The organism is Hoylesella buccalis ATCC 35310 (assembly GCF_025151385.1).
GTDB classification, from domain to species: Bacteria; Bacteroidota; Bacteroidia; order Bacteroidales; family Bacteroidaceae; genus Prevotella; species Prevotella buccalis.
The window spans coordinates 2,336,142-2,361,423 of the sequence record NZ_CP102287.1; the positions used below are offsets into that span (position 1 = coordinate 2,336,142).

Below are 25,282 nucleotides of genomic sequence, written 5' to 3' on the forward strand. Positions count from 1 at the left end.
AGCTGAGGAAAAATGAAGACTTCAAAAACATCAATCAACTGTAATCGGGTGGGTAACTGTTCTCTTACTCTTGTGTTGGATAAGCGTACTAATAAAGAGACGATGGAATATCCAATGGCTATCTGCTTCACCATAGAACGAAAGCGGTACTATCATAAGCTGACCGATATGCCATTTCAAACGGAAAAGTACTTCAATAGTGTTTGTAGTGTAACAAGTTCTCGAAGTTCTCTTATGGATGTTTATAAAGAATGGCAAGGGATATTAGAGGACTTTCGTGATAAGGTCGTGAAACTTAGTAAGTCGCATGAACTGACTATTGGGCTGATTAAGACAATGCTTTCTGGAGTGGAATATCAAGACGAGCATTCTTTGTCGTTTATCGGCATGTGGGAAGGGCTTATTGCAAGGTATCGGGATGATAATAGAGTGGGCTGTGCCGAAAATTACCAGTGGGCTCTTAACTCTTTTCTGAAGATAGTTGGTCGGACAGAAGGCTTCAAGGTGGACAAGGATGTTATAGCCAAGTGGAATGATGGAATGAAGAACGGCATAATGATTGATGGTATGCTGGTTGGGAAAATAGCTGATGCAACACGGGGAATGTATTTAAGAACTTGTCGTGTTGTTTGGAATGAATGTATTAAACGAGGCTTTCTTCCGGCTGACAAATACCCATTCTCAAATAAAGACAATGACCTCATTTCCATTCCAAGAGGGAAAAGAAGACAACAATCCTACTTGTCAATCGCTGAAATGACGGAACTCTATCATGTCTTTGAGGAGAAACGATACCCAGAAATGTGGGACAAAGAATATACGAAACGTGTACACGTTTCCTTAGGATTGTTTCTTGCGCAATATTTGTGCAATGGCTTCAATCTTGCCGACGCAGGTAGACTAACTTATAATCGAACCTATTTTGCTGAGGGCGGTAGGGCTTTTGAATTTATGCGAAAGAAAACATCGGCACGAAGTAATAGTATGTCGGTGGTAGTAGTGCCTATTATTCAGCCTTTGCAATTCATCTTGGACGGGATAGCAGCCAAGCCTAAGAAAGATGCATATGTGTTTCCACAGATATTTCAAGGTGAAGAGGATGAGTTGAAACGAAGAAAGCTCACAGTACAAGAGAATTCAAATATTAAAGATCGGGTAATCAGAGTTTGCAAGGAAGTGTTGAAGTGGGACAAAGAGCCTTCGGGAACATGGGCGAGGCATTCTTTTGCCACGAATCTCAAGTTGGCGGGAGTGGAAGAGTTGTACATATCGGAGAGCATGGGACATTCTATGGGTAATAATATTACGGCCGGGTATCAGGATATGTATCCATTGGAGACCAGATTCGATAATAACTCAAAGTTGCTGAATCTTGTACCGAGTCCTCAGGCTGTTGATATTGATAGTATGACGCCAGAGCAAGCAAAGGAGATGCTGAAGGCAATATTAGGACAGAAATAGTACAGCTAATGCGAATATTCTTCAAGAACAAATGAAATTCTTTCTTTTTTACTAAATTTGTAGCATCAATATTAAAGGTTATGACAGAACAAGACGTGATTGCATTGCGTGATCTGGCTGAGGTTGGAAGTGCCCAGTTTAAGGAGCGAATCAATGATAAATACGATATAGGCTGCGAACTTGTTGCTTTTAGCAATAGCCATGGTGGTCGATTGGTCATTGGTATCAATGATAAGACGGGCAATATCAATGCTTTGTCTTACAAGGAACTTCAGGAGACAACAAATATGTTGACCAGTATGGCTTCAGAGAATGTTCTCCCTGGCATACTTATTGATATAGAGAATGTCCCGGTAAAAGGCGGTGCTGTTGTCGTGGCTACAATCCCTGAAGGAAAGAATAAGCCCTACCATGATAACAAAGGGGTTATTTGGGTAAAGAATGGTACCGATAGGCGAAAGATCTTTGATAATGCTGAAATTGCAGAGATGATGACAGGTTGTGGAGCATTCTTTCCCGATGTGGCAGCTGTCAATGATATAACCGTTGATGACCTTGACGAGAGGACGCTGAAGATTTATCTTCAGAACCGTTTTACAAAAGTGTTAGGTCTGAAAGGGTTTGTTGGTGATAAATACAAGAAGGCCTCGCTCGATGAGATAGCTAATGCCATAGCCAAAAATCATGATATTAGTCAGTTGCTGCGTAATCTACATTTTATACTGCCTACCGGTAGGCTTACGGTGGCTGCAGTTCTTCTGTTTGCCTCATATACTCAACGATGGTTGCCAGTGATAACAGCAAAATGTATCTGTTTCGTAGGCAATTCTGTTGGTGGAACACAGTTTCGTGACAAGGTAGATGATGCTGATATGGAAGGAAACTTGCTCCATCAGTTTGATACCATCATGGCATTCTATACACGTAATCTCCGCACAGTACAAACTAATGATGAGTTTAATTCTAAAGGTGAACTGGAAATTCCTTATGTTAGTCTTGTAGAATTTACCGTTAATGCTCTGGTACACCGTTCACTTAACTGGAGAGCTCCTATCCGTATCTTTATCTTTGATGACAGATTGGAAATCCATAGTCCCGGAACACTTCCTGATGGGCTGACTGTAGATGACATCAAAGCAGGTACCTCTATGCCTCGAAACGTGTTCCTTTTTAATAATGCGAATTACTTACTACCCTACACAGGTGTTGGTAGTGGTATTCAGCGTTCTTTGGAAACGGGACTTGATGTGCAGTTTGAGAATAATGAGAAATCACGGGAGTTCCTGGTCACAATTTATCGTCATACTAATCTGGAAAGTAGCCAAGAAATAGATAAAAGTAACCAAGATAAGGCGAAAAGTAACCAAGAAGCCGATCATTCAGTTCAAAGGAGTTATGGAAAACTAACCAAGAAACAAATTGATTTACTCAACTTCTGCAGCGTACCCCGTACAGCTCAGGAAATAATGGACAGGCTGCGAATTACCAATCAAACAAGGAATAGAAAGAAGCATATCACTCCCCTCTTGGAGATGGGGATGCTGGAAATGACCATTCCAGAACACCCGAACGATAAGAATCAGAAGTATCGTAAGATAAGGTCTGGCGACAATCCCACTTTGCCCATTGCTGAATGTTTATAAATTCAGCAGATTTTTAGCAAAAATTCAGCAACGCCTGTTAGCAATTAGCTGATAATTAATGATTATAAATTCTTTAGCAAGATAGTGGCTTTATGCGTTGTTCGGTAGGATAATAAAGCCCATATAGTTCATGCTTAAAAGTAACCAAGATGTTGAAGAAGTGATCGAGGATGGACGGAAAGTAACCAAGATGCAATTAAAAGTAACCAAGTAAGTAATCAAGATAATAAGGGAAGTAACCAAGAAATAAAGCAATAAAAGTTATGAAGATAAGCGACAAAGCCTTTAAGGTGTTTGTGTATTCAGGGTTTGGTGTGGCCTGCCCTATTCTGGTGGTGACGCTTGGCATGCTGCTCGCCGGATATCATATATCTACAGAGGCTAAGTTCTGGTTGTGGTTGGTAGCTTTGGTTTCCTTAATCATAATGGTTATGGCTTTGATTCGGATTTTATGTGATTTCTTACCAGTAGATAGACTGGCGAATAAAATAAGAACTTATCATCACACTTCGGAAGTTCAAGCTGCCTTAGACAAGAAAGAAATAGAAGATCACAAGATTTCAACCAGTGAGAAGATTAAGGAAGAAAATCCCTTGAAATCATACTTTGTTCGACAATTTGTCAATAAGGATTATGTTAATCAGCCTGTTTTTGAAACCTATCAGGAGTTGTTTAAGGAAAAGAACGGAGGAAAGAATGTTGTCCTGGCTTTCTATTGCGGTGCAGATACAAATATGAATTGGTTAATATCCATCCCGACCCATGCCGAAGCTGTTAGGATATTCGGGGAAGAGACAGTTGGTAGCAAGAATAATTATAGTGTGCAGAAAGGTAATTTCACTCCTGGAAATCTTGATGATAAGAAACTCTCAGAAATAAGGGCCATGAAGCTATTGATGAAAAAGATATTGGCAGACTTGCAAGAGCAAGCGTAAGACTACAGAAGATAAGAAAAATAACCTCCAACAGTTTGTTCTGCTGGAGGTTTTTTGATGTACGCTCGGCATGAGCATTATCTAACGGGTAGAAGTCCCGAGTAAGCCCTAATAGCGGGAATTACATAGCCAAGAGCAAGGGTGTTCATCGTGAGATGAAATCTGAAGGAAGCTGGCGGCAAACATCTGACCTAACGAACAGAAACTTCATATAAGGCATATAACCATGGATAAGATTGCATAACAAATCAAAGTCCTATAGCTATTCGGAATGGTTGGTGTAAATGAAGTAGGTATAAGATGGAAAGATAATGTTCTTATCCGAGGAGGTCTCACGGACGTTTCAAATAGTTGTTTTTACGAAAGAAGCGGAGTAAAGCTTGCCGTGAGAAGTCAGCAGACGCCATAGTAGTGGAGTACTCGATAACGCTCCATGAAGGGCTGAACCTATATATCAAGCGATAGTAATTGAAACATACCTTATGAAGGAAAGAATGCAGAAAACATTATCCCAAGTTAATGGCTGTCCCCAAAGAAATAGGTCGGAAACCGAATGGTATGGGGGAGTGCAGACCTTCATGTGGATGTGTGAAGACAACATCGTGGAAGTACCATTTGACAAGGAACACCTCCTTGAGCAAATCCTTAGTCCTGCAAATCTCAATCGAGCCTACAAGGCAGTGATGAGAAACAAGGGATGTGGTGGTATCGACAAGATGTCGTGCGAGCAACTGCTCCCATGGCTCTTGACCAATAAGGATGAACTCATGAGTTCCTTGCTGGACGGCTCTTACCGTCCGAACCCAGTCAAGAGGGTAGAGATACCCAAAGACAACGGCAAGATGCGCCTTTTGGGCATACCTACAGTAGTAGACCGCTTGGTGCAACAAGCCATTAACCAAGTACTGACTCCTATTTATGAGAACCAATTCTCCAAGACAAGCTACGGCTTCCGTCCGAGAAGAGGCTGCCATGACGCACTTCGTGGAGCGCAGAGGATAATCAACGAAGGCTACATTTATGTAGTTGACCTTGACCTCGAACGTTTCTTCGACACTGTGAGCCATAGCAAACTCATAGAAATTCTCAGTCGTACGATAAAAGACGGCAGAGTGGTCAGTCTTATACACAAATATCTCCGAAGCGGTGTAATGAACAAAGGTTTGTTTGAAGCGAGCGAAGAAGGAACTCCCCAAGGAGGACCGCTAAGTCCGTTGTTGAGTAACATCATGCTCAATGAATTGGACAAAGAACTCGAACGCAGAGGACTCCCCTTTGTACGCTATGCCGATGACTCGATGATATTCTGCAAGTCCAAAAGGGCTGCAATGCGAGTGAAGGAGTCTATAACCCGATTTATAGAGAATACTCTATATCTCAAAGTCAACAAGGAAAAGACCGTAGTGTCGTATGTGCGAGGAGTGAAATACCTCGGCTATTCCTTTTATGTAATGAACGGCAAATGCCAACTTACGGTACACCCAAAGTCCAAAACCAAGCTGAAGTCAAGGCTAAAAGAATTGACAAGTCGCAGCAATGGATGGGGATATGCCAAGAGAAAGCAAAAGCTGAAAGAATATATAAGAGGTTGGGTAGGTTATTATCACCTTGCCAATATGAAACGTCTCATGCTTGAAACAGACGAATGGTTAAGACGTAGAATACGCATGTGTATATGGAAGGCTTGGAAGAAAGTCGAGACAAAAGTGGCAAACCTCATCAGATGTGGTATTGATAAATACAAAGCATACGAATGGGGTAATACTCGCAAGGGTTATTGGCGAATAGCTGATAGTCCTATTTTAACAAGGGCGATAGATAACTATAGACTACGCTCAGCAGGGTATGCAACTTTAATGGGGGCGTATCTCGAATGGCACCCAAAATAGGAACCGCCGTATGCGGAACCGCATGTACGGTGGTGTGAGAGGTCGGTGAACACGAAAGTAGGAAATAAACACCTATGATTAGTGTTTACCTCCTACTCGATTGAATCAGGGAGAACTGCTTGGGACGATATGGTACATCTTGCAGAACATGATGGAATGTCTAAGAACCTTATTGTGAATAGTTGATTTATAGCCTTTTATCTTAGCCTTTGTGTCATTGGATAGCATAATTTTGCATTGTGCTTTAAGGGACGGAACCTTCCACCGTAATCTGAAATGCAATGCCAACAAATGCTATGGAAGGTAGCAGTGAGGTTGGTCATGTCAAACTATTCAATGATAGAACAATGGAAAATCACAATTCGATTATTGGTACCCAGCTCATCGTGATGACAAAATCAGATTTAGACGAGTTAATTCATAAGGCTGCGTACAAAACGGAAGACCCATCTTCTGATAGCAACGGTGCAGAAGAACCTGCTATACCCAATGAGGAACGCTTTATTACACGTGAGGAAGCCTCCCGACTTCTTCATGTGGATTTGAGTACTTTGTGGCGGTGGAACAAGACAAAGGTTTTATGCGCAAGAAAAGTAGGCCCCCGCAGGGTGATGTACAACTATGCAGAGGTTCTGTCTCTATTGAACGAATCCAAATAATACAGCTATGGAAAAGGAAATCAAGGGCTTTATGCTGTTTACAGACCAAAAGGAGGCCATCTGCTGTTTGGACGATGCAGAGGCAGGAATCCTCTTCAAGGCTCTTTATGGCTATGCTGCCAATGGGGTAAGACCAACGTTTGAGGACAAGGCTTTGATGTCCCTCTTTTGCATGCTTCGTATTCAGATTGATCGTAGCCAAAGCTCATACGAGAAGAGATGTCGGGCGAATAGGGCCAATGCCCTGAAACGTCAGGCGTCTCGACTGGTTACAAGTAAGGTAGAGAACCAAATACAACCATCGTCGGCCATCGTTAGCGATGGCAATCCGTCGCAGGATAAGAATAAGACTAAGAGTAAGGATATGAATAACATTGATGAAGAAGCTGTAACTTCTGTCATCAATGTTGGTGATATGATGGACTCGTTTGAGATGATATGGAAGATGTATGGTAAGCCTGTGGGAAATATTTTGGCCTTGAGGGAAAAGTGGATGCAGCTAACTGATGATGACAGGACGAAAATCATGCAGTATGTCCCGCAGTATGTAGCTTCCCGCCCAGAAGTGCAATACCGCAAGAACTTTGAGAACTTTCTCTCCCAAAGAATATGGGAAACCGAGCCTATCCGAAATGCTAACATAAAAGTGGGTATTGTGCTGCAAGACAATGCCCCCAATAAATACCAAAACGATGAATCATGGTAACAATGAATATAGATACTTTTAATGCGACAGTGGAAAGGTTACGCAATACGGGATTCAGCCCGGATGCCTCAAACGTGTATTTCCATATCCCAGAGGCAAAGCAGGCATTGGCTATTGGATTAAAACGTTTTGTTGCAAATCCACAATGGCTGCCGGAATACGATTTGATAGCAGATTGGCTGTCAGATAATCATGGCAGAGGATTGCTTTGTATTGGCCATGTAGGACGTGGAAAAACGGTAATCTGTGCTAAAATTCTTCCAGTGATCCTCAATTACTACTGCCATCTAATAGTTAATGTGGCAGATGCCACCGAATTCAACGTAAAACATGAGGAGTTGAAACAACGCCATATCCTTTGCATTGATGATGTAGGCGTGGAAAATGAGGCTATCAGGTATGGTGAACGGAAAGTGCCATTTGCAGAATTGGTTGACTTGGCAGAGAAGAAAGGGAAGTTATTGCTGATTACTACCAATCTCACTACGGCAGAACTGTCGGCAAAGTATGGTGCAAGGACGCTCGACCGCTTAAAAGCTATTACACATGTCGTGCACTTTGAGGGTGAAAGCCTACGTCGGTAAGTTACTAGAACGAGAATTCACAAGTCCGAGAGATAGTGAAATACCGATTTAGTGAAATAAAGATTAGTAAATCATTATTTTGTAAAATCACGATTTTTACATACTGAGGAGCATGTTACTCTTACAGAATTTGATTAGCAAGTTGTACTTTTGTGCGGACAAATCGTTTCTGGGAAACGCCCTATCCTGCAAAAGTGACTTGCCAGCGGTTCCTGCTGGAGGATAATGCTCGCAACTCGTATTATCAAAATCCATGGAAAAATGAGCGGCACAATATCGCCAAAAGGTAGACAAGATAAATAAAACAGATCAAACTCAGATTTGGACCATATTTGGTGTTATTAGAAAATACGATATATTCTTAAATTTCAAAGTATTTTTAATTCTATCTGAATATGATTTACGGTTACATTAGAGTAAGTAGTGACAAGCAAACTGTTGAAAACCAACGATTTGAAATTATTGCTGTCCGGTAAAACTTTATTAAACAAAATAATTTAGGGCTGACACTTCTCACGAGGTGTCAGCCCTTTTGGTTATCTTTGTTTTTACTAAAATAAAACATAACCATGAGCAAAGATAGTCATTTTACCGGACAGCCGGTCTATAGTCAAGTATTAAAGTTACTCGACAAGGAGAAAATTCTTCAAATAAGCCGCGAAACGAAAGGAAGCGAGGCTTATGTGAAGCGTTTTGACGGTTACCAACATCTTGTCGTAATGTTGTTCGGCATCCTCAAACACTTTGATTCTCTGCGCGAACTTGAGATAGGCATGAAGGCGGAGGCTCACAAGCTCGCACACCTCGGAATGAGCTATTTGGTTCGTCGCAGCACGCTTGCTGAGGCCAATATACGCCGTCCTCAGGAGTTCTTTGCAAGTGTCTATGCATATCTACTGGAGAAGTATGCCAAGTTTTTAGCGGACAGCCGCCCTGCCAAGAGTTATAAGGGGCAGACGCACGAGCCTAAAGACTGGGAGAAGCTGCTTTACATGATGGATTCCACCACAATAACGCTCTTCGACAACATACTCAAAGGGGTTGGGCGGCATCCGAAATCAGGCAAGAAGAAAGGTGGCATGAAAGTGCATACGGTTATGAAGTATCATGTCGGCGTGCCGATGGTGGTGCAGCTCACATCCGCCGCTAAACACGACCATTACCTGCTAAAAGAGGTGCATCTGCCAAAAGACTCCACTTTGGCAATGGATCGTGGTTATGTCGACATAGCACAATTCCAACGTCTTACAGAAGAAGGCGTTTGCTACGTGACAAAAATGAAGAAAAACCTTAAGTATGAGGTACTTGCATCCGTTACGTATGTCAATGCAGAGGGCCTCGTAACGCATATTGATCAGAAAGTGCTTTTTACAAGAGGAGAGCTCACCCACGAGACACAAAGGGTGGAGATATTTTACGAGACAAAGAGACCTGTTGTACTATTGACCAACAACTTTGACTTTACTGTTGAGGACATTGCTGAAATCTACCGCCTAAGATGGGCTATCGAGTCGTTGTACAAACAGCTTAAACAGAACTTCCCGCTTCATTTCTTCTATGGGGACAGCGTCAATGCCATACAAATACAGACATGGGGTAGTCTTGATTGCGAATTTGCTGATAACAGTCCTGTCAAGAAGCATCAAGAGGCATTGTGCATTTTCGCAAGTTGTTACCATGGTACGGCTTATGCTTATGTACTACGTCGATTTTATCGCATTTATGGAAAATCCCGAAAAAACTTGGAATGATTTCCTTGCAAAGGAGATGCAAAAAGCGCCGCCAGAACCAAGTCTTTTCGATTAAGAGGGGGCTTACTTTTGAAAAAATAAACCCCGAAGTGCAATTTTACTGGGCTTCGGGGAGGATATTTATGCTCTTTTGAGTTTTACCGGACAGCAATAACTGCCATTGAATACTCTTAGGCGAATCTTATGCTCACCACCGTCCGCAAAGGTTATCGTGCCTGGATGCTGTAGGCTGGATGTAGAGGGGATTCCACCTTCAAAGGTCCACTCGTATTGACTTCCGCCCTTACTCTTATTGGTAATGGATACCACGCCCGGGGCAATGTCGTTGAGGGCGATTGAAAAATCTAAGTCTATAGTCATGGCGGAATCAACCCTTATGGTTTGCTGACTTGTTCTTTCCTCTACAGTATTCCTGACTCGCAAGATTATTTTGTGCTCACCTGCCTGTGTGAATATAACCTTACCCGGACTTTTGTCCGTAGAACTACCAGGCTGTCCTCCTTCAAATGTCCATTCATACTCATTTGCCCCATAACTCTTGTTTTTTAGTTGAATAGTTAGGGTCTACTAAATAATTCCAGGTTTTTATGGCAGTTATTTCCAATAAAATTACTTTAATCTGCCGAGTGGCAGCGTTCGGGTTCTAAACTTATTTTACCATACGCTTGACAACACGTCCATCAGAATACTGAATAATGTGAAGTCCTTTGTCATACTTGCTTATCTTTCTACCACATACGTCGAAGTGTACTTTATCTATGTTCGACTCATAGACAGACTGCTTCGCAATTCCAGAGGTTGTGATGTCAAAGATTTCGTACATTGTACCTAACGCTACTTTTTTTGAGGTAAAAGCATCTTTAAATTTGTCAATCAAGTTTTTTTCTACATAGACTTTAAGTTTTACGGCCTTAGGTGTAAATACATACTGGCCAAACTCAGGCATGGCTGAACCAGTAAACTGCACGACAGAAAGTTTTTTGTTGTTTTTGAATGCATAACTTCCTATTCCACCAATTGCCCCTTTGAAGTCAACAGTTTGCAACTCGACACAGTCGCTGAATGCCGACTCTCCGATAGAAAGATTAGAGGCAAGTGAAGTAAATTGCTCAAGTCCAGCATGCTCAAAAGCATATTTGCTTACGTTGGTGAGTCCTTCCGGAAGACTGATGTTCTTCAGGTTTTTGGCATAAGCAAAGGCATACTCGTCTATTTCTCCAACACTTCCAGGTATCTCAAACGAAGTCGCACTGCTGCCTGCAGGATACAGTTGTATTGATATTTTATCGGCATCGTAAAGCACTCCATTGCTGGCACAATAATAGTCATTATCTTCTGCCACCGTGTATGCCGTAACAGCAGTATTGTAAAAAGCTTTTTCCTCTATTTCGGACAATAATGATGGAAGTTCGGAAAGGGTAGCAAGCGAGGTGCAATTCTCAAAAGCTTGTGCACCTATTTTCTCCAACTGTGATGGAAAAGTCACCGAAGTAAGTGATTTGCATCCAGCAAAGGCACACTTGCTTATTTCCTTGAGCGAGTTGGGAAGTGCAATTGACGCTAATTTGCCACAATCCTTAAAGGCATTCTCCCTCATGATAGCAACGCTTTGCGGAATGACGCATTCAGTAAGCGAAGTGCAACCGCTGAAAGCGTTTTGCTCAATACTCTTTGTCGTTGTAGGCAATTTTAGTGTTATCAGTGCCTGGCATTGGTAGAACATGTAGGCACTCACCTCGTCATCATAGGCAGGTGCGTAGTATTTGGTAAACATACCTCTCTTTACCTGATAATAATTGCCACCGTTAGCAACAATTTTAGCCCCAGAGAGGTCAAGTGTGGAAAGTTTCCCCTCTGTAGGTTTCCCCTCTATGTCCCTGCCAGCCATCTCGCGAAGGCACAAGATATCGGCACCATTAATACTACCCGATATGGTAAGATCTGTAATGGAGAACTTTTCGGACGAGGTGATTTGTTTTGAAAGTTCACCGGGCTTTTCAACTTTTATTACTTTCTGCGCATGAGACACACTAAACACCAGTAACAACGCCAAGGTTGTTATGCTTTTTCTAATTGTTGAGATTTGCATGTTGTATTGTTATATTTAATTAATAATTTGAATACGTCTTTCTATTGCCAACAGTTATATAGGATAGATGGCAAACATATATTGAAAATTAGATGTATTATTTTTTCTCGTAAGGTATTAAAAATTTAAATCCACGCCCAGCAAGTACTACATGGTTCGCCCTGACTTCTTGGACGTATAATTTGCACTTGCCCTCTTTTAGAGAACTGAATTCGTCCGGATAGCGAAAACCGAGCTCAACATCAACATAGGTACCTTGCTGGGGATTTATGATAGCAGGCGTAATCTTGATGGTTTTCTTGGAGGCTGTTGGGTTGGCCTCATTAAATATCCATACACCCACACCTTTGCGATGTACCACCAACGTGTTGCGCATCAAAACGCTTAGACTTCTTGAAGTGGTGCTGTATACTCCCGACTCATCAGCCTCGCCCTTGCATCGCACTTCTACTTTTATTGTTTTGGTTTGATGATCCTGCCCTGTGATGTGGAGATAAGCGTCGCCCTCGCAATAGGTATCTATTTCTATGATGTTGGTCTTGGCGTTCCACTTAACCTTCTTCAGAACACGCATAGGGTCTTCCACGCTCATTTGTGCCATGCCGCCTCCACCATTGACGCTTACTGATCGGCTCTCATCCCGAGGGAACAATCGTATGACATCCTCGGTAGAGGTAATGTTGGGCACTGTAACATTTATATTCAACTTGCGACACTCATCGCCCGACCAAACAGAGGCATACGTTTCACCCTCCAATATACCTGTAACACGTAATGTATCTTCGTTGATGCTGACGGCAGCCAATTTTGAGTTGTTGACATTGCACTTGTATTTACCAGTCCCACCCTTTAAGATTAATATGCGTGTCGTGTGCGTAAACACATCAATAGATGATAAATTGTTATCCCCTATCAATATTTTAGACGGTTCTAAATCCGACTCATTGTGGCATGCGGTTAACGACATGCCAAGTATTATCACTGATAGCCAAATATATATATGCTTCATGTTGATTAGCTTATTTCACATTTAAGTTATATTCCAAGGTCCAAGCCTTGCCATCACTCTCAATGATGTCCACAACCAATATGTGTTTACCCGTTTTGTTGAAATCTAATTTATATCCGTCGACAGGGACGAAGGGAATGCCGTCAAGCGTATATTTAATTTGAGCGTTGACATCATACAAATCGTTGAAAAACAGCTCTATGCTTCGTGGGCAATCGCCATAGTTCTTGATTTGATAGATGTACGGAATGCGATTTTCATCCTCCCTGCCTGTCATCATTAATTCTGTGGTAATGTTTTTTTTAGTCACTTTCGACTTCTTTCCGTCAGGCATAATCGTCTGCACGCCTATTTCGTAAGTAGTGTTAGGCTGCAGTTTTTGCAAGATATAGTCGGTGGTGCTTATTGTAGACACCTGTCTTCCATTGAGCAAAATATTGTATTTGATGCCACTGCCTTGCACAGGATGCCACGACATAAAAATTTCGCGTTGTTGTGCAGAAACTTTCACATCATAAGGCTTCGGTACATCCTCGGTAATAGTGCTACTTTTTATTTTCTTAAAAACCACATCGTCAATCAATAGATAGTTATTGGCATCGGAATTTTCTTCTTTCATTTCAAAACAAAATCCCGCGCAATCCACTCCTTGCGGAGCAACAAAATCTATAGTTTTTTGTTTCCATTCAGTAGGGGATGCATCTGTGACCATATCCCTTGAAGTTCTCTTTGCAGTCGTTTTAACTTTGCGCTTTTCTTTGCACCATATCACGGTGGAAACACAATTGGCACGCTGTAACGTCCCTTTATACCAATAGGTAAGGCGATAAGTTGCTCCGCCCTCAATGTTCATATAATAATAGTTATTTGCTCGGTCAATTATAGATAGCGTATGCGGGATTGCTACTAACTTGACAGCGTGACTGCCACCATGCGATTGATTTGACTTTTCAATACTACCCACTGAAAAATACCAACACACAGGTTTCTCATAGATACCGGCGGTGCGCCACTCTTCAAACCCACCGTTCAATATCAAGTTGGGATGTGTTTGAGCTGTTACGTCTAACGTACAACATAGGAACGCCAACAATAATAATTTATATAAGTTCATAGTTTCCTTTTTTCTTTTAACGATTATTGCATATATGCTTATCATTTTATGCGCTGCTTGATTTGTGCTACAGTATAGGCAATGGATCCAGGGGTAGTGGAATCGCCTTCCAGTCGCTGCTTATCCCACAACCCAGAGTTTTGGGTAAGTGCATCTAAAAGCGTTTGTACCTCATCAAAGGTATATAATGGTTTACCTTCTGAATTCACGGCAAACTGCAACGAGAACACGGCACCATAGGCACGTGACAGGAATACCAAGGCATTGCTTATGTCCTCGTGTAAATTCGCATTTGTCACTTCGCCTGACAATAACTGTATGGCATGTACAGCGACCACTTTAGACAGTTCTTGCCTAATGGTATGAAGACATGTTCTCACCTCGTCAAACCTATACTCGGTCATGGCCAATCGTCCTGCCGCAAAGGCGTTGTAAAGTTTAATACGACTTCCCTTTAGCGCACTGCGTTCATTTTTTTGCACAATGGGCAACCAGTATTGGTAATAACCATAGGCCAAGTCCCAATGATGTTCCAGCTCTGTGTAATTATGTCCGTTTACCAGATTAGAAGCTGCCTGATCTTTCAAAAGCTGTTGGTCGCTGTATAACTCAGGGTTAAGGTGTACATTCAGGATTTTATCCAAATAAATGCTTCCCCTAATCATCTCATTGTACACTTCGGCCACGGCTACACCTTTGGCATTAACAAACGCTAAGTTTTCATCGCCAATATTATAGCCTAAATATCCTCCTTGGCCCATTTGTGCCTTGGTGTTGCGAATATCGGCAGGACGAGGGTAGCCATAACCACTCAATGCTCTCGACTCATCGAATAATTGTTGAAAGACTGCGAGGATGCGCTCCCTGTCAACACGGTGAACCATAGATGTAGCTATTTCATCAAATGGCGCTTTACCATACACTCCTTGCTTGAAATATTCGTTCATCCGCTCTTGCTGTACGAAACTTGATATACGAGCTTCTTTCATGAACGAGTGATATACAATATCAGCAGGCTCTTTTAACAGCTCACACTCTAATGTATTAACACTGCTTTCATCATTCCTGACAAACTTATATTCTGGGTCGGGCCATGTAGGCATGATGTACGATGACTCAATGGTTTCGTCTTGCCATGTTGTGCATGATGTTATGGAGGAACACAGTGTCAACCACAGCATGAGCATACAAAAAGGTTTGTTACGTTTATTCTTCATCATTTTATCCCTTTTTCTTTATGGCAATATGATATATCCACAAAATGGATTTTTAATTAAATTGATACCCTCTTCATTTTGAAATTGCTCTACATGTAAAGGACGCACAATGGTAAGTCCATCATTGGATACTGCCGAAATGGTGGCGCGCACAGATGAGTTGCTTGGACCTCCGCCCTTTACTTGCAAAAACATGGGGAAGCCTGACATGGCTTGAAAAGTAATTTTTTGCTCCTCTCCATTTTTAAGCAATTTTACCTCGCTATCATCAAAACCATAGCTTTTGGTGAAAATGGTTTTCAACGTCTTGTCAGCATCAATGTATCTGATAGTATAAGTTGAGGAAAGTTCACCATCAGGCACTAAGCTGCCTTGTAATTCCTTTTCAAAAAAAGAACAGATCAGGGTTACCGTATAAGTACGCTTCTCACCGCTAATCTCCACCCCCGGGTAGACGTAGCTATGCTCATTCATATCGATGCTTGCCAATTGCAAGGCTTGATCATCGTACGATATCATTGGCTTTTCTATTCCCTTAAATGGAAATAATTTGTCGTAGTCTTCATCGGCATCGTCGTTTACGGCAGGCGAACATGCTGAGAATAATATCATGGCAAAGGCAGAGAGTGTTATATATAATTTCATTTTCATACTGCTTGTTGTTATCTGTTTATATTTCATTGGTAGGAACGTCTTGAATAACCGCTTTTAAGCCTGTTATTTTTCCTTCTGGGTGCAAATGCTTACTTACTAACCTAATGCTTCTCCATTCGGGATGATACACTTCTACCAATTCGGCTTCGAAATGGTTGTCAACACGCTGAAAATCGGCAAACACCTGTTTGTTGTTCAATCGCAGACCTGCTCTAAAAGTAATACCTTTAGGCGTGCCACAATATCCAGAACCCAACACGGAAAATTCTTTAGGTGGATAGTCTGGGATAGGATTAGGTTTCGTCACCTCCATAAACAGATAATATCTCTGTTTCTCGGTAGTGGCCACGCGTCCACCGTTTCTGCCAAGATAGTAATCGCTCTGAAAATAAACACGGCCGCCTCTGTGTATATATAACTGTGGATTTTTCATTTGCTCAAACACTCGCCTGTTATCGTATGCTTGTTTTACTGCATCGGTAAACTCATGCACATCTTGCAAGGGCTTCATCAAAATATATTCGCATGCTGGCTTAAGGTACGAGGCTGTTTTGAATACCAGTAATCCGTCTTCATCACGTCCTTGGTATAACCAGTCGCATGCGCCTCCATAACTATCATTAACCAGCTTGTGTATATAGTTTGTGGTAAGAAAAGTAAGTTGGGTGCAACTGTTCGCCCCTATTTTGTATTCGCCCATTATGGAAGTAGTAACACTTTGGGGGTCAAAGTCGGCACGCATCTCTACTTTCCCATGTTGTAAAAAACGCATGGTAAAACAAACACCTCCATAACCATATCTGTCAGTACTGTATTGGTATTCGGCTTTTATTTTATCACTGATGTTAGAAAACAACAAAGAGTCTGTTTTAGGGAAATACATAACCAACCATCCAGCTTTGTTGTTAACCAGCTCAGTGTTCAACGCCTCAATGGCTTGCCTCTTGCGTTGGGTAGGCGTGTTCACAAATTCTCTATCTTCATCATGGCAGCTGTAGAAAACGCAACCAAGTATAGTGAGGAGTATATATGAAAGATACTTCATCTTATTTTGTATTTAGATATTTATTCAAGGTCCTGACACTTTTAAGTTGCAATGTGAGCAATTTAACGTGCCAGTTATTCCAAGCATACTGCTCGACAAACATTTTTTTTGCCATAAAATCATGATAGGCACGATCGGCCTCTTGTTCATAGCGTTTATTCACCTCGGGGTCAGAGTCTTCGTCTGGTGTACGTGCTTCATCTTCTGCTTGCTTAAGTCTTGCAGGTGTAGATGTCAAGATAACGCTTAACATCTCTGCCATGTCGTCCTCAGGATTTAGCATGGAAAGATAGGTATAGAATCCACGCTTGTTGGCATATCCCACTAACCCAATATCGTTGTTCGCACCATTTATCTCGGAGAGGAGTTGAGTGTCGGTGATATATTTTCCTTCACTGATGGCGGCAAATTTAGCTCTATTGTAGGGCATCTGCTCTAACACTCGTTTCATCATCTGGTGATATACGCTGCGAACAAGTCTATGAACTTTCTGCTTGTCGTTTGCATCAAAATCATTAACATGGTATATACTCATCTCTACCGGCTGTGACGCAATGTTGTACATGCGTTCAACACCATTTTTGTCTGGGTTTCCACCACCATATAATGTAATGCGTACTGGCAAACAGTAGTTAAGCAGGCTGCCTTTGCCTTCTATTTGAATATCCCTAAAGGTATCAAAGCATAAAGAGCTAATAGCGTTAAGAACTTGCTTTATGTTTGTAGTGTCAGGAGGATACACATAGACTCCTTTCTGACTATTATTTTTTTGCCACTGATATACCACCTCTGGACCATACACCTTGGTAAAATGCTGTTCTATCCATTGTGCCGTTTGCGTTTGAGTGGCATTGCTGTCCACAACACTGTCATCTGATAGCGTGTCATGTTGGCAAGACGTTGCCAGTAATGCCCATAGGCCTATATATGCTAAAAAATATTTCTGTATGTTCATTTTGTTGCGTTATAAATTACCTACCATGTTTTATCTAATGGGTTCTTTGCGTTCACGGGGATTAGGAGCCAGTCCTCTGTTTTGTGCTTCTATGGGAATTTGCAATACTTTTCGTGGGTCGTCTTTCTCTAAGGGGAAATAATATTTAGACTTTGTGTTACGCTTCACACTCAAATGAAACCTTCTAATGTCTAACCAGCGTAGCCCCTCAGCAAAAAACTCTTTTTGCCTGAAATCGGCAAACAACTTTACCAATGCAAGCTGTTTTAATGTCATGCCATAGAAGGGGGTGTATACATCATAATTATTCTCACTTGTACGCATATAAATATCCCTTTCAACAGTAGGCATAAAGCCAAACTTACCCTGCATATATTGCAGGTAATCATTAATGGCTTTATCATATTGTTTTAGCATCGCATAGGCTTCCATCCGATTAAGCAAAGCTTCGTCTGCAGTAAACAACACATTGCTCACGTAAATTCCTCGAGGTCTTAATCCAATGCTTTCAGTGGTAGACAATTCGTCAAACTTGGCGATATATTTACCACTTACTATAGGTGAAGGTGAATAAACAAAAGGATATGTACCGTCAAAAGTCATTTTGGAGAAATCGCCTCCACCTTCGATGCCCCTTTTATTGAATATTTCGTCAACAGTTTGTTTGGTAGCCCCATAACGATCTGTAGGCATTTGTCTCGCCCACCGAGACTCGGTGGTACAGATCAATAAGTTGGAAGCCTCATCGGGAGATGTGTAGCGTGTAAACAAACGCTGACGTTTAAACTCAAACTGCCGTGAATATCCTATCCAATTCCTTAGCATAGTTTTGGGGTCAGCACCTAACACATAATTAGCATATTCCACTACTTGTTGCCATTCACCTTTCATCAGATAAAAACGTGAGGCGAACGTGTAAGCCGCTTTTTTGTTGAAATGATATTTAGGTTGCTTATAATATCTGTCAGTGACCAAGGTGACACCACGCTTCAAGTCGCTTTCAATGCTGTCGTATACTTCGTTGACAGTACCTCTGTTATAATTTGTCAACGCATGTTTCTCGGGTTTGTTAACATAAGGTATACCAGGAGATTGCTCTGCATTGCCATAAGGCTCTGCCCAGATATTGACCAGCATGAAGTGGAGGTAAGCCCTTAACAAAAAAGCTTCGCCATATAGAGCCTTGACACGTTCAGTCTTAGGATATTTTTTGAGCAGCTCCAAAGCCTTGTTGGCCTGCGCAATCCCTTTATAACAACTATTCCAATAATTTAAGGGTGTGTCAATGTCTTCTTGGGTATCATCCTCCCAATAAAACATTTCTTCGTTCAGTTGTGTATGTGTGCCATTTGCTCTGATGTCTACATTATCAGTACGAGGCTCTAAAAAAGGAATGTAGCTTGCCTCTGGATAAGCTCCTGCAAGTAATTGGGCAATTCCTTCTTCATTGTCTATGTTTACATCAATGTCCGAATCGGGAATTTTGTCCAAATAGTCGTTACAGCCACATAGAGCTAAAGTGGCAAAAACTAAGACATATTTATATAGATAGTATTTCATATTAAAAGCCCACATTTAAAGTAAAAGTATATTGTCGAGGCGTAGGCAGTGAAACGCCTCCAGTTTGATAATATTCAGGATCTTGTCCATGTAGTTTGGAATCGGCATAAATCAATAGTGGATTTGTAACATTTAAGCGAACACTTCCACTTTTTAGGCCTACTGCTTTCATCCAACTTGGTTTTAAATAATAGGATAGAGCAATATTTTTTAGTCTGACAAAGCTTCCGTCGGCCACACGCAATTGCGAGTAGTTGTAGGTGTTGTATGCTTTTTCTATATTTTCCATTCCTATCACGTCTATTATCTCCTTCGAAGGCAGTGTGGGTACGTCAGTATGATATTCATCGCCAGGATTTAGCCAACGATTGAGATAATTTTTGGAAAATACATTCAAATCGGCAAACTGGGTGTCAAATGTTGGATTTAGCCTAATCTTGTTGCCTGCCTGCATGGTTATGAAGCAAGACAATTCCCAGTTGCGCCATTTCACGGTATTTGCCAGTCCGCCCATTATATTAGGCTCAATAGGACCGTGATACAATAAATAAGTTTTAGTGTATTGTGTATCGTTGAAGTCAGCTCCCACGATATCTTTCAACTCGTTTTGTGGTAATGGATATCGCCCAAAATTAAAGTTTGGCAGCCCATTTTTGTCCAATCGTTGGAAATTAAACGAGAACAGCGAGCCTTTAGGATAACCAACAACGTTGCCACGACCTCTACCTGCCACCATGTCAAATGCGTTTGGTGAATTGAGCATGCGGGTTATTTGTTGATGAATGGCACTGAATGTAAGATCTGTTGTCCATTTCCATGCGTTGGTATTCACGTTGATGGTATGCAATCCGAATTCAATACCACGAGCAACCATGTCGCCAAAGTTGGCGTATTTATAATATTGTCCACCAACTCCAGATGTGCGCACCAAGTCTATCAAATCGAATGTGTTGCGTTGGTATACATCTACTGTGGCCGAAATGCGATTTTTCAGGAACGCCACCTCTGCACCAATATTCAGCTCGTACATTTTTTCCCAGGTAAGATCTCTGTTTTCCAACGAAAGCAAATTTAATTTGTTTTCTCTGTCATTTAGATTTAACCTATGGACTATACCACCTCTATAGATAGCCGATGCATTAGCTGCCGCTTCGTTCATTTTGGCTGTTAATCCATAACTTATACGAAATGCTAATTTTGAAATGACATCATTACCTTGCATAAAATTCTCCTTATCCACGTTCCATTTTGCTCCAACATTCCATGTCGGCAACCATAAAGCAGTAGCCCCCTTTCCTGCTGCGTTAGAGCCTTCAATATTCACCACTGTATTAAAAATGTACTTGCCCTGATAGCCATAGGTGGCATTGCCTGAGAACGTTATGCCTCTTTCGTTTCTATTACGCAATGCAAAGTAAGGGGTGTTTTCTTGAAACATTTTCTCAAAAATACCAGGTGCGCTTTGCACCTCATTACCGCGTTGATAACTAATGCCATATCCTTGAAAAGAATTTGTAGTTTGCTGCAGAGTCCTTATTTCACCAAAAGCAAATCCTTTCAGGTCATGTGCTCCTATTTGCTTGTCGTAATCAACAGCTATGCGTGCCAGCATACTTTGCATGTTGGCATTGTTTAGGAAAAGTACACCACCTTGTTGTATGCCAGGTTTAGGCAGGAGTTCTGGATGATAGATGTCTTTTACAAGGTATATATTTTGTTTTGCTACCCATGGTGTTTCACAAGCACGGTAAGCTCCTATCATGTTGGATTTTTCACCTATTTCATGTCGTCTGCTTGTATGTGCTCTTCTGTATGAAAACATTGCTTTAAGGTTAAGAGCATCAGTAAACTTATAGGTCGCTTCGGTTTGCAACTTAAAGTCGACCACCTGTATTTTTAATTGATTGTTATCATACTCGTTCAATATGTTAAAAGGAGCCCAGTTATTACGATAATATTCGCGTTGCCCATGCTCATCATAGGGGCGAAGCGTTCGGCTTGTTCCTAAAGCGTATGCAAACGGGTTGATGTCAAAATCACGTTCAAATGCTCCCGATATGGTGTTCTTTTTCTGTGGCAAGGTGCCTGGCGCATTTTGCATGCGCATATTGGCCTGTAACGATAATTTGGCAGTAAGGCGGTTGTTGATGTAAAATGTGTTCTTAATGTTGGTTGTCAGTCGCTGTACCTGATCGGCAATAGTCCAACCAGCATCGTGATAATAGCCTATTGAGGCATAAGATGCTACATTCTTTCCACCTGCCGACAAACTTACTGTATGGTTTGTCATCAGGTTGTTTGTAAACAAAAGCCTAAACCAATCCGTATTGGCATATTCTCTTTGTCGTAAGAAGTTTTGTCGGGCTTCATAAGTGTTTGGCAATATCCAGTTGTGTGATTTGTCATCATAAGTGGTGAGCTGTTTGTACATTTGATGATAAACCCCGCCTCTACGTCCATATAACGATGTAGCTGGATCAAAATATCCTTTCTCTTGCATTTCCTGATACAGAGCCATCGTCTCTTGAGAGTTCAGCAAGTCGAAGTGACTGTAATCTGGACGTGGGCGCCATGTGTTTTCTGTTGAATAATTAATTTGCAATGGCGTTTCCCTTTTACCACTTTTTGTCGTAATGACAATAACGCCATTGGCAGCCCGTGCGCCGTATACTGATGTGGCTGAGGCATCTTTTAGTACTTGAATGTCTTGTATGTCAGCAGGATTTAGCCCAGCAACTGCCGAACTAATGAGCGTAACGGCATCACCAGACGCCAAGGCTTCAGGAGAAACATGTACCATGTCCTCGTAAACAGCACCGTCGATTACCCACAATGGCTGAACATTTCCCATGATGGAAGCACCCCCACGAATATTGATGCGTGGTGCAGCACCAAATGTTCCGGATATGTTTTGAATGGACAATCCAGGCACGCGACCCTCCAGCATACGCGAAACATCGCCAATACCTTCAAGTTTGATGTCGGTCATTTTCACAGCTGTGGCAGCACCCGTGTAAACACGGTTTCTTATGTTTTGGTATCCTGTTACGACAACTTCGTCAATCATGCTGCTATTACTCTGCAACTCTATTTTTAAGGATGTTGCCTTAATACTTCCCCTATAGTCATGCATGCCTATAAACGAGACAGTAATGGTTTGCCCCTTGGTGCCCTCTATCTTAAAATTACCATCTATGTCCGTAACCGTCTTTTGCTTGTTTTCTACAATACCAACAACTGCCCCTACAATGGGTTCACCTTGTGTATCTGTAACAGAGCCTGTTATCCACCCATTTTCTTGTGCCATGAGCCTTGGTAAAGTGCATAGCATGATCAATAGGCATAGCATTCTTTTGATAGCTATGGATTGTATATATACAGATTTTCTCATTTTCATATTATATATTATTAGCGATATGCCATTTTATCAAAGTTTCCACTGTATCCCCCCATAAATACCAAAAGGTAAGCCTGCTCTGACACCAGATGGGTGCCGTGAAACCATATACACTTTGTTGGTAAGGTTGACCATGTTCATAGTAAGGTCTACATTTTTAATTACATGCACCTTGGTGGTAACATCTATAATAAAGTTGGCTGGAATTTTTTCGCGTTGAGCTATCTTGCCTTGTCCCGGAACCGTACGCATGTTGCCATTGTATCGCATGTTAAAGTTTATGTCAGCCCATTTGCTTTCCACACCTATCTGACCATTAAGTGCATGACGAAAGATATAAGGGATTTCATCGCCATATAAAACATGTCCCCACGATGCACTTGTAAACGAGTTTTTCATCTTTGTATCTGTAAAGGTATAAGATAGTTGCATGGGAAGTTGGATTTTCCAATGGGTAGGTAATGGCTGGCATTGTAAAAGCAGTTCTACACCTCGTACCAATGCCCGTCCTACGTTAAACTGGTCTAAGGTGCCTAATCCGCCTTGTGCGGCAAGGTCGCTGCCCAACATGTTTGAATAGTTGTTGTTGAAACCTATCAGTTCTCCTTTGAACCATTGATTAGCATAGCGCAAACCAGCCTCTATATTGATACTGCTCTCGGCTTTTTGTCCAAGGGAAGCACTGGGCGGTGCAAAACCTTTATGTATTCCTGAGAATAATGACAGCTGGGGCATCAACTTACAGTTGATCCCTATTCCTGGCATAATTGCTCTTGCACTATTTGGCACTTCTATACGCACCATACCCGTACGTCGCCAATCAGCTTTAGTATAATCGCGATTTAATAGCTTTACATCTTCATAACGCATTCCTGCAGTAAGGGTAAACATACCTTTTGCCCATTTTGCCAAAGTATAAGCCGATAAGGCATGCGCTGTAGTAATGCGGTTGGCCTGACTGCCTGGGAGTCCTCTTGAAAAAAGCTCCATGCGACCATTATTCATAGAGTATCCATCGTCCTGCTGGTAGCGATCCTCGCTGTCGGCATGGTAACGCATGCCAGCCTCTGCAGTGAAGTATCCACCGTATAGCATTGTTTTATATTCCCCTTTTATCTGAATACCACGCGAATGGTACTTACGGTGGTTAGCACGCAGCATTAGTGCCTCTCCTATATAGTTAGCCTTACCTGAAACAATATCGAAGTACGATTGATTGGTCATAGGGTCGGCAAGTACATCGCCTATCGAACGACGTTCAGCCTTGGTGTAGCCGGTACGCACCTCGTTAAGCTTGTACCAGTTTCTGAAAAAATAATTGTAATAGGCTTGCGTGGTTATATCCCATGAGCGAACACCTTTCATGATGTATGTAGCAGAAAACTGGGAGTGGCGTGTCACCAAATTATCTTTTTGCGCTCCTGCATATCTAAAATATGGTTTAGCGTTAAAGTCCTGATCAGTAAGCCCAAGATATGTTTCGTCGGAAGTTTCGTTAGCAAATCCATACTTTAATTCTAATCTGTGATTTATGCCATCTTCTTTGTTTGTGCGTACCATCCACTTAGCTATTACGTCATTGCGCTTAAATCCTGTACGCTCGTCGGCGTCATCATGTCTGAAACCGCGAGCCTGATAGCGCAAATATTCTATGAGAAAGCCCGTATGCTTAAAGCTTTTACCTATAGCCGTTTGTAGTTTTAGACTACCAAAACTACCTGCCGACATGCTGCACTTTATTAATCGGTCCTGCGGGATGGGGGTTGACACTAAGTTAATGGCACCTCCTGTTGTAAATGGCCCATATTGTACCTGACTGCTACCCTTTAATACTTCTATGGCATACATACGTGCCGCATTAGGAAAGTAATAGGCTGCAGGGGCTGCGTATGGTGCAGGAGCAGCCAATATACCATCTTCCATTAGCGTGATACGTTCACTACGCTCAGCTTGTGTTCCGCGTAAACTGATATTGGGGCGCAATCCAAAACCATCTTCTTCATAAATATTTACGCCAGGTACACTTTTCAGCATACGATTTATATCGGTATAATCAAATTTTCCCAATTCTTTGGGTGAAAGGTAATAAGCCGAGCCAGTACGGTTACGTGCTTCAAACTGACTGCCTAACATCTGGTTGGCTCTTACTACTACTTCATTAATCTGATGTAAAGAGTCGGTCATGGCATTAGACGTTTTAGGTGTGCCTTCGTTTTTTTGGGCATACCCAATCCATGGAGTCAGTGTGACAAGCAGCAGAGACAGCATTTTTATTTTAACATACATGTGGGGATAAATCTAAACTTTTATTATACTAATTTTCCTCTTCAAATACCTGTATATAAATGATATGTGAGATTTATTTCTTATATTGGGTATTTTCGGATGCAAAATTACAATGTTAAAAAATATCACGCAATACCTATTATTGGGTATTTTTTGTATATAAAGTTGCTGTCATCCTCTCTTAGGAAGATCTTGGACTTCAGATCGTATTCTTGCACATGGTTTTAGAGGTTCCAATAATATTCTTATCACATCTAACTTATTCGTTTTCCTTGATATATAGAAAAACCCAATTTTTTTACGAAAGAATCAACTATCAAACTATCAA

Annotated in this window: 19 protein-coding genes and 1 pseudogene; 8 read left to right on the forward strand and 12 right to left on the reverse strand. The window is 41.6% G+C overall.

The window, feature by feature from the left end; all coding sequences use genetic code 11:
• The first annotated feature begins 12 nt into the window (after positions 1–12).
• The 8 genes from NQ518_RS09660 (at position 13) to NQ518_RS09700 (ending at position 9,628) form a co-directional block, all read left to right on the forward strand.
• Positions 13–1,461 (forward strand): site-specific integrase, encoded by a 1,449-nt coding sequence (locus NQ518_RS09660; RefSeq protein WP_227208042.1) that lies wholly within the window; start codon positions 13–15, stop codon positions 1,459–1,461.
• 80 nt (positions 1,462–1,541) lie between these two features.
• Positions 1,542–3,104, forward strand: a complete 1,563-nt coding sequence (locus tag NQ518_RS09665; RefSeq protein WP_227208043.1) for an RNA-binding domain-containing protein — start codon at positions 1,542–1,544, stop codon at positions 3,102–3,104.
• A 263-nt stretch (positions 3,105–3,367) separates the two neighbouring features.
• Positions 3,368–4,039 carry a hypothetical protein gene (locus NQ518_RS09670; protein WP_227208044.1) on the forward strand — a complete coding sequence of 224 codons (672 nt, stop codon included), beginning with the start codon at positions 3,368–3,370 and terminating at the stop codon, positions 4,037–4,039.
• A 482-nt stretch (positions 4,040–4,521) separates the two neighbouring features.
• Positions 4,522–5,928 (forward strand): group II intron reverse transcriptase/maturase, encoded by a 1,407-nt coding sequence (ltrA, locus tag NQ518_RS09675; RefSeq protein ID WP_227206131.1) that lies wholly within the window; start codon positions 4,522–4,524, stop codon positions 5,926–5,928.
• A gap of 347 nt (positions 5,929–6,275) precedes the next feature.
• The gene (locus tag NQ518_RS09680; RefSeq protein WP_227206129.1) at positions 6,276–6,587 is read left to right on the forward strand and encodes a helix-turn-helix transcriptional regulator; all 312 of its coding nucleotides are present in this window, start codon (positions 6,276–6,278) and stop codon (positions 6,585–6,587) included.
• Between the two features lie 7 nt (positions 6,588–6,594).
• Positions 6,595–7,293, forward strand: coding sequence for a DUF6291 domain-containing protein (locus NQ518_RS09685; RefSeq protein WP_227206127.1), 699 nt, complete (start codon positions 6,595–6,597; stop codon positions 7,291–7,293).
• A 2-nt stretch (positions 7,294–7,295) separates the two neighbouring features.
• Positions 7,296–7,877: a P-loop NTPase family protein gene (locus NQ518_RS09690; protein WP_260107732.1), complete on the forward strand. Its 582-nt coding sequence runs from the start codon at positions 7,296–7,298 to the stop codon at positions 7,875–7,877.
• Between the two features lie 569 nt (positions 7,878–8,446).
• The gene (locus NQ518_RS09700) at positions 8,447–9,628 is read left to right on the forward strand and encodes an IS4 family transposase (protein WP_227962098.1); all 1,182 of its coding nucleotides are present in this window, start codon (positions 8,447–8,449) and stop codon (positions 9,626–9,628) included.
• Between the two features lie 120 nt (positions 9,629–9,748).
• Here NQ518_RS09700 and NQ518_RS09705 read toward each other — a convergent pair whose 3' ends face one another.
• The 12 genes and pseudogenes from NQ518_RS09705 to NQ518_RS09755 form a co-directional block, all read right to left on the reverse strand.
• Positions 9,749–9,988, reverse strand: a complete 240-nt coding sequence (locus NQ518_RS09705; RefSeq protein WP_227962096.1) for a PKD domain-containing protein — start codon at positions 9,986–9,988, stop codon at positions 9,749–9,751.
• Positions 9,989–10,009: 21 nt separating this feature from the next.
• A pseudogene (locus NQ518_RS13620) lies at positions 10,010–10,183 on the reverse strand (PKD domain-containing protein); the annotation flags it as partial.
• A gap of 94 nt (positions 10,184–10,277) precedes the next feature.
• A complete protein-coding gene (locus tag NQ518_RS09710) occupies positions 10,278–11,717 on the reverse strand; it encodes a leucine-rich repeat domain-containing protein (RefSeq protein ID WP_227962094.1) in 1,440 nt (479 codons plus the stop codon).
• A 97-nt stretch (positions 11,718–11,814) separates the two neighbouring features.
• Positions 11,815–12,726 (reverse strand): hypothetical protein, encoded by a 912-nt coding sequence (locus NQ518_RS09715; RefSeq protein WP_227962093.1) that lies wholly within the window; start codon positions 12,724–12,726, stop codon positions 11,815–11,817.
• Positions 12,727–12,736: 10 nt separating this feature from the next.
• Positions 12,737–13,840 carry a fibronectin type III domain-containing protein gene (locus NQ518_RS09720; protein WP_227962091.1) on the reverse strand — a complete coding sequence of 368 codons (1,104 nt, stop codon included), beginning with the start codon at positions 13,838–13,840 and terminating at the stop codon, positions 12,737–12,739.
• A gap of 41 nt (positions 13,841–13,881) precedes the next feature.
• Positions 13,882–15,057, reverse strand: coding sequence for a DUF4856 domain-containing protein (locus tag NQ518_RS09725; RefSeq protein WP_227206137.1), 1,176 nt, complete (start codon positions 15,055–15,057; stop codon positions 13,882–13,884).
• 18 nt (positions 15,058–15,075) lie between these two features.
• Complete coding sequence (locus tag NQ518_RS09730) at positions 15,076–15,708, reverse strand: hypothetical protein (RefSeq protein ID WP_007173231.1); 633 nt, start codon at positions 15,706–15,708, stop codon at positions 15,076–15,078.
• A 19-nt stretch (positions 15,709–15,727) separates the two neighbouring features.
• A complete protein-coding gene (locus tag NQ518_RS09735) occupies positions 15,728–16,756 on the reverse strand; it encodes a DUF4302 domain-containing protein (protein ID WP_227206117.1) in 1,029 nt (342 codons plus the stop codon).
• 1 nt (position 16,757) lies between these two features.
• Entirely contained in the window at positions 16,758–17,711 is a 954-nt protein-coding gene (locus NQ518_RS09740; RefSeq protein ID WP_227206115.1) for a putative zinc-binding metallopeptidase, read from the reverse strand.
• A 30-nt stretch (positions 17,712–17,741) separates the two neighbouring features.
• Complete coding sequence (locus NQ518_RS09745; protein ID WP_227206113.1) at positions 17,742–19,271, reverse strand: RagB/SusD family nutrient uptake outer membrane protein; 1,530 nt, start codon at positions 19,269–19,271, stop codon at positions 17,742–17,744.
• 1 nt (position 19,272) lies between these two features.
• Entirely contained in the window at positions 19,273–22,662 is a 3,390-nt protein-coding gene (locus tag NQ518_RS09750; protein ID WP_374211107.1) for a SusC/RagA family TonB-linked outer membrane protein, read from the reverse strand.
• Between the two features lie 36 nt (positions 22,663–22,698).
• Complete coding sequence (locus tag NQ518_RS09755; RefSeq protein WP_227962090.1) at positions 22,699–24,954, reverse strand: TonB-dependent receptor family protein; 2,256 nt, start codon at positions 24,952–24,954, stop codon at positions 22,699–22,701.
• Between the last annotated feature and the right edge of the window lie 328 nt (positions 24,955–25,282).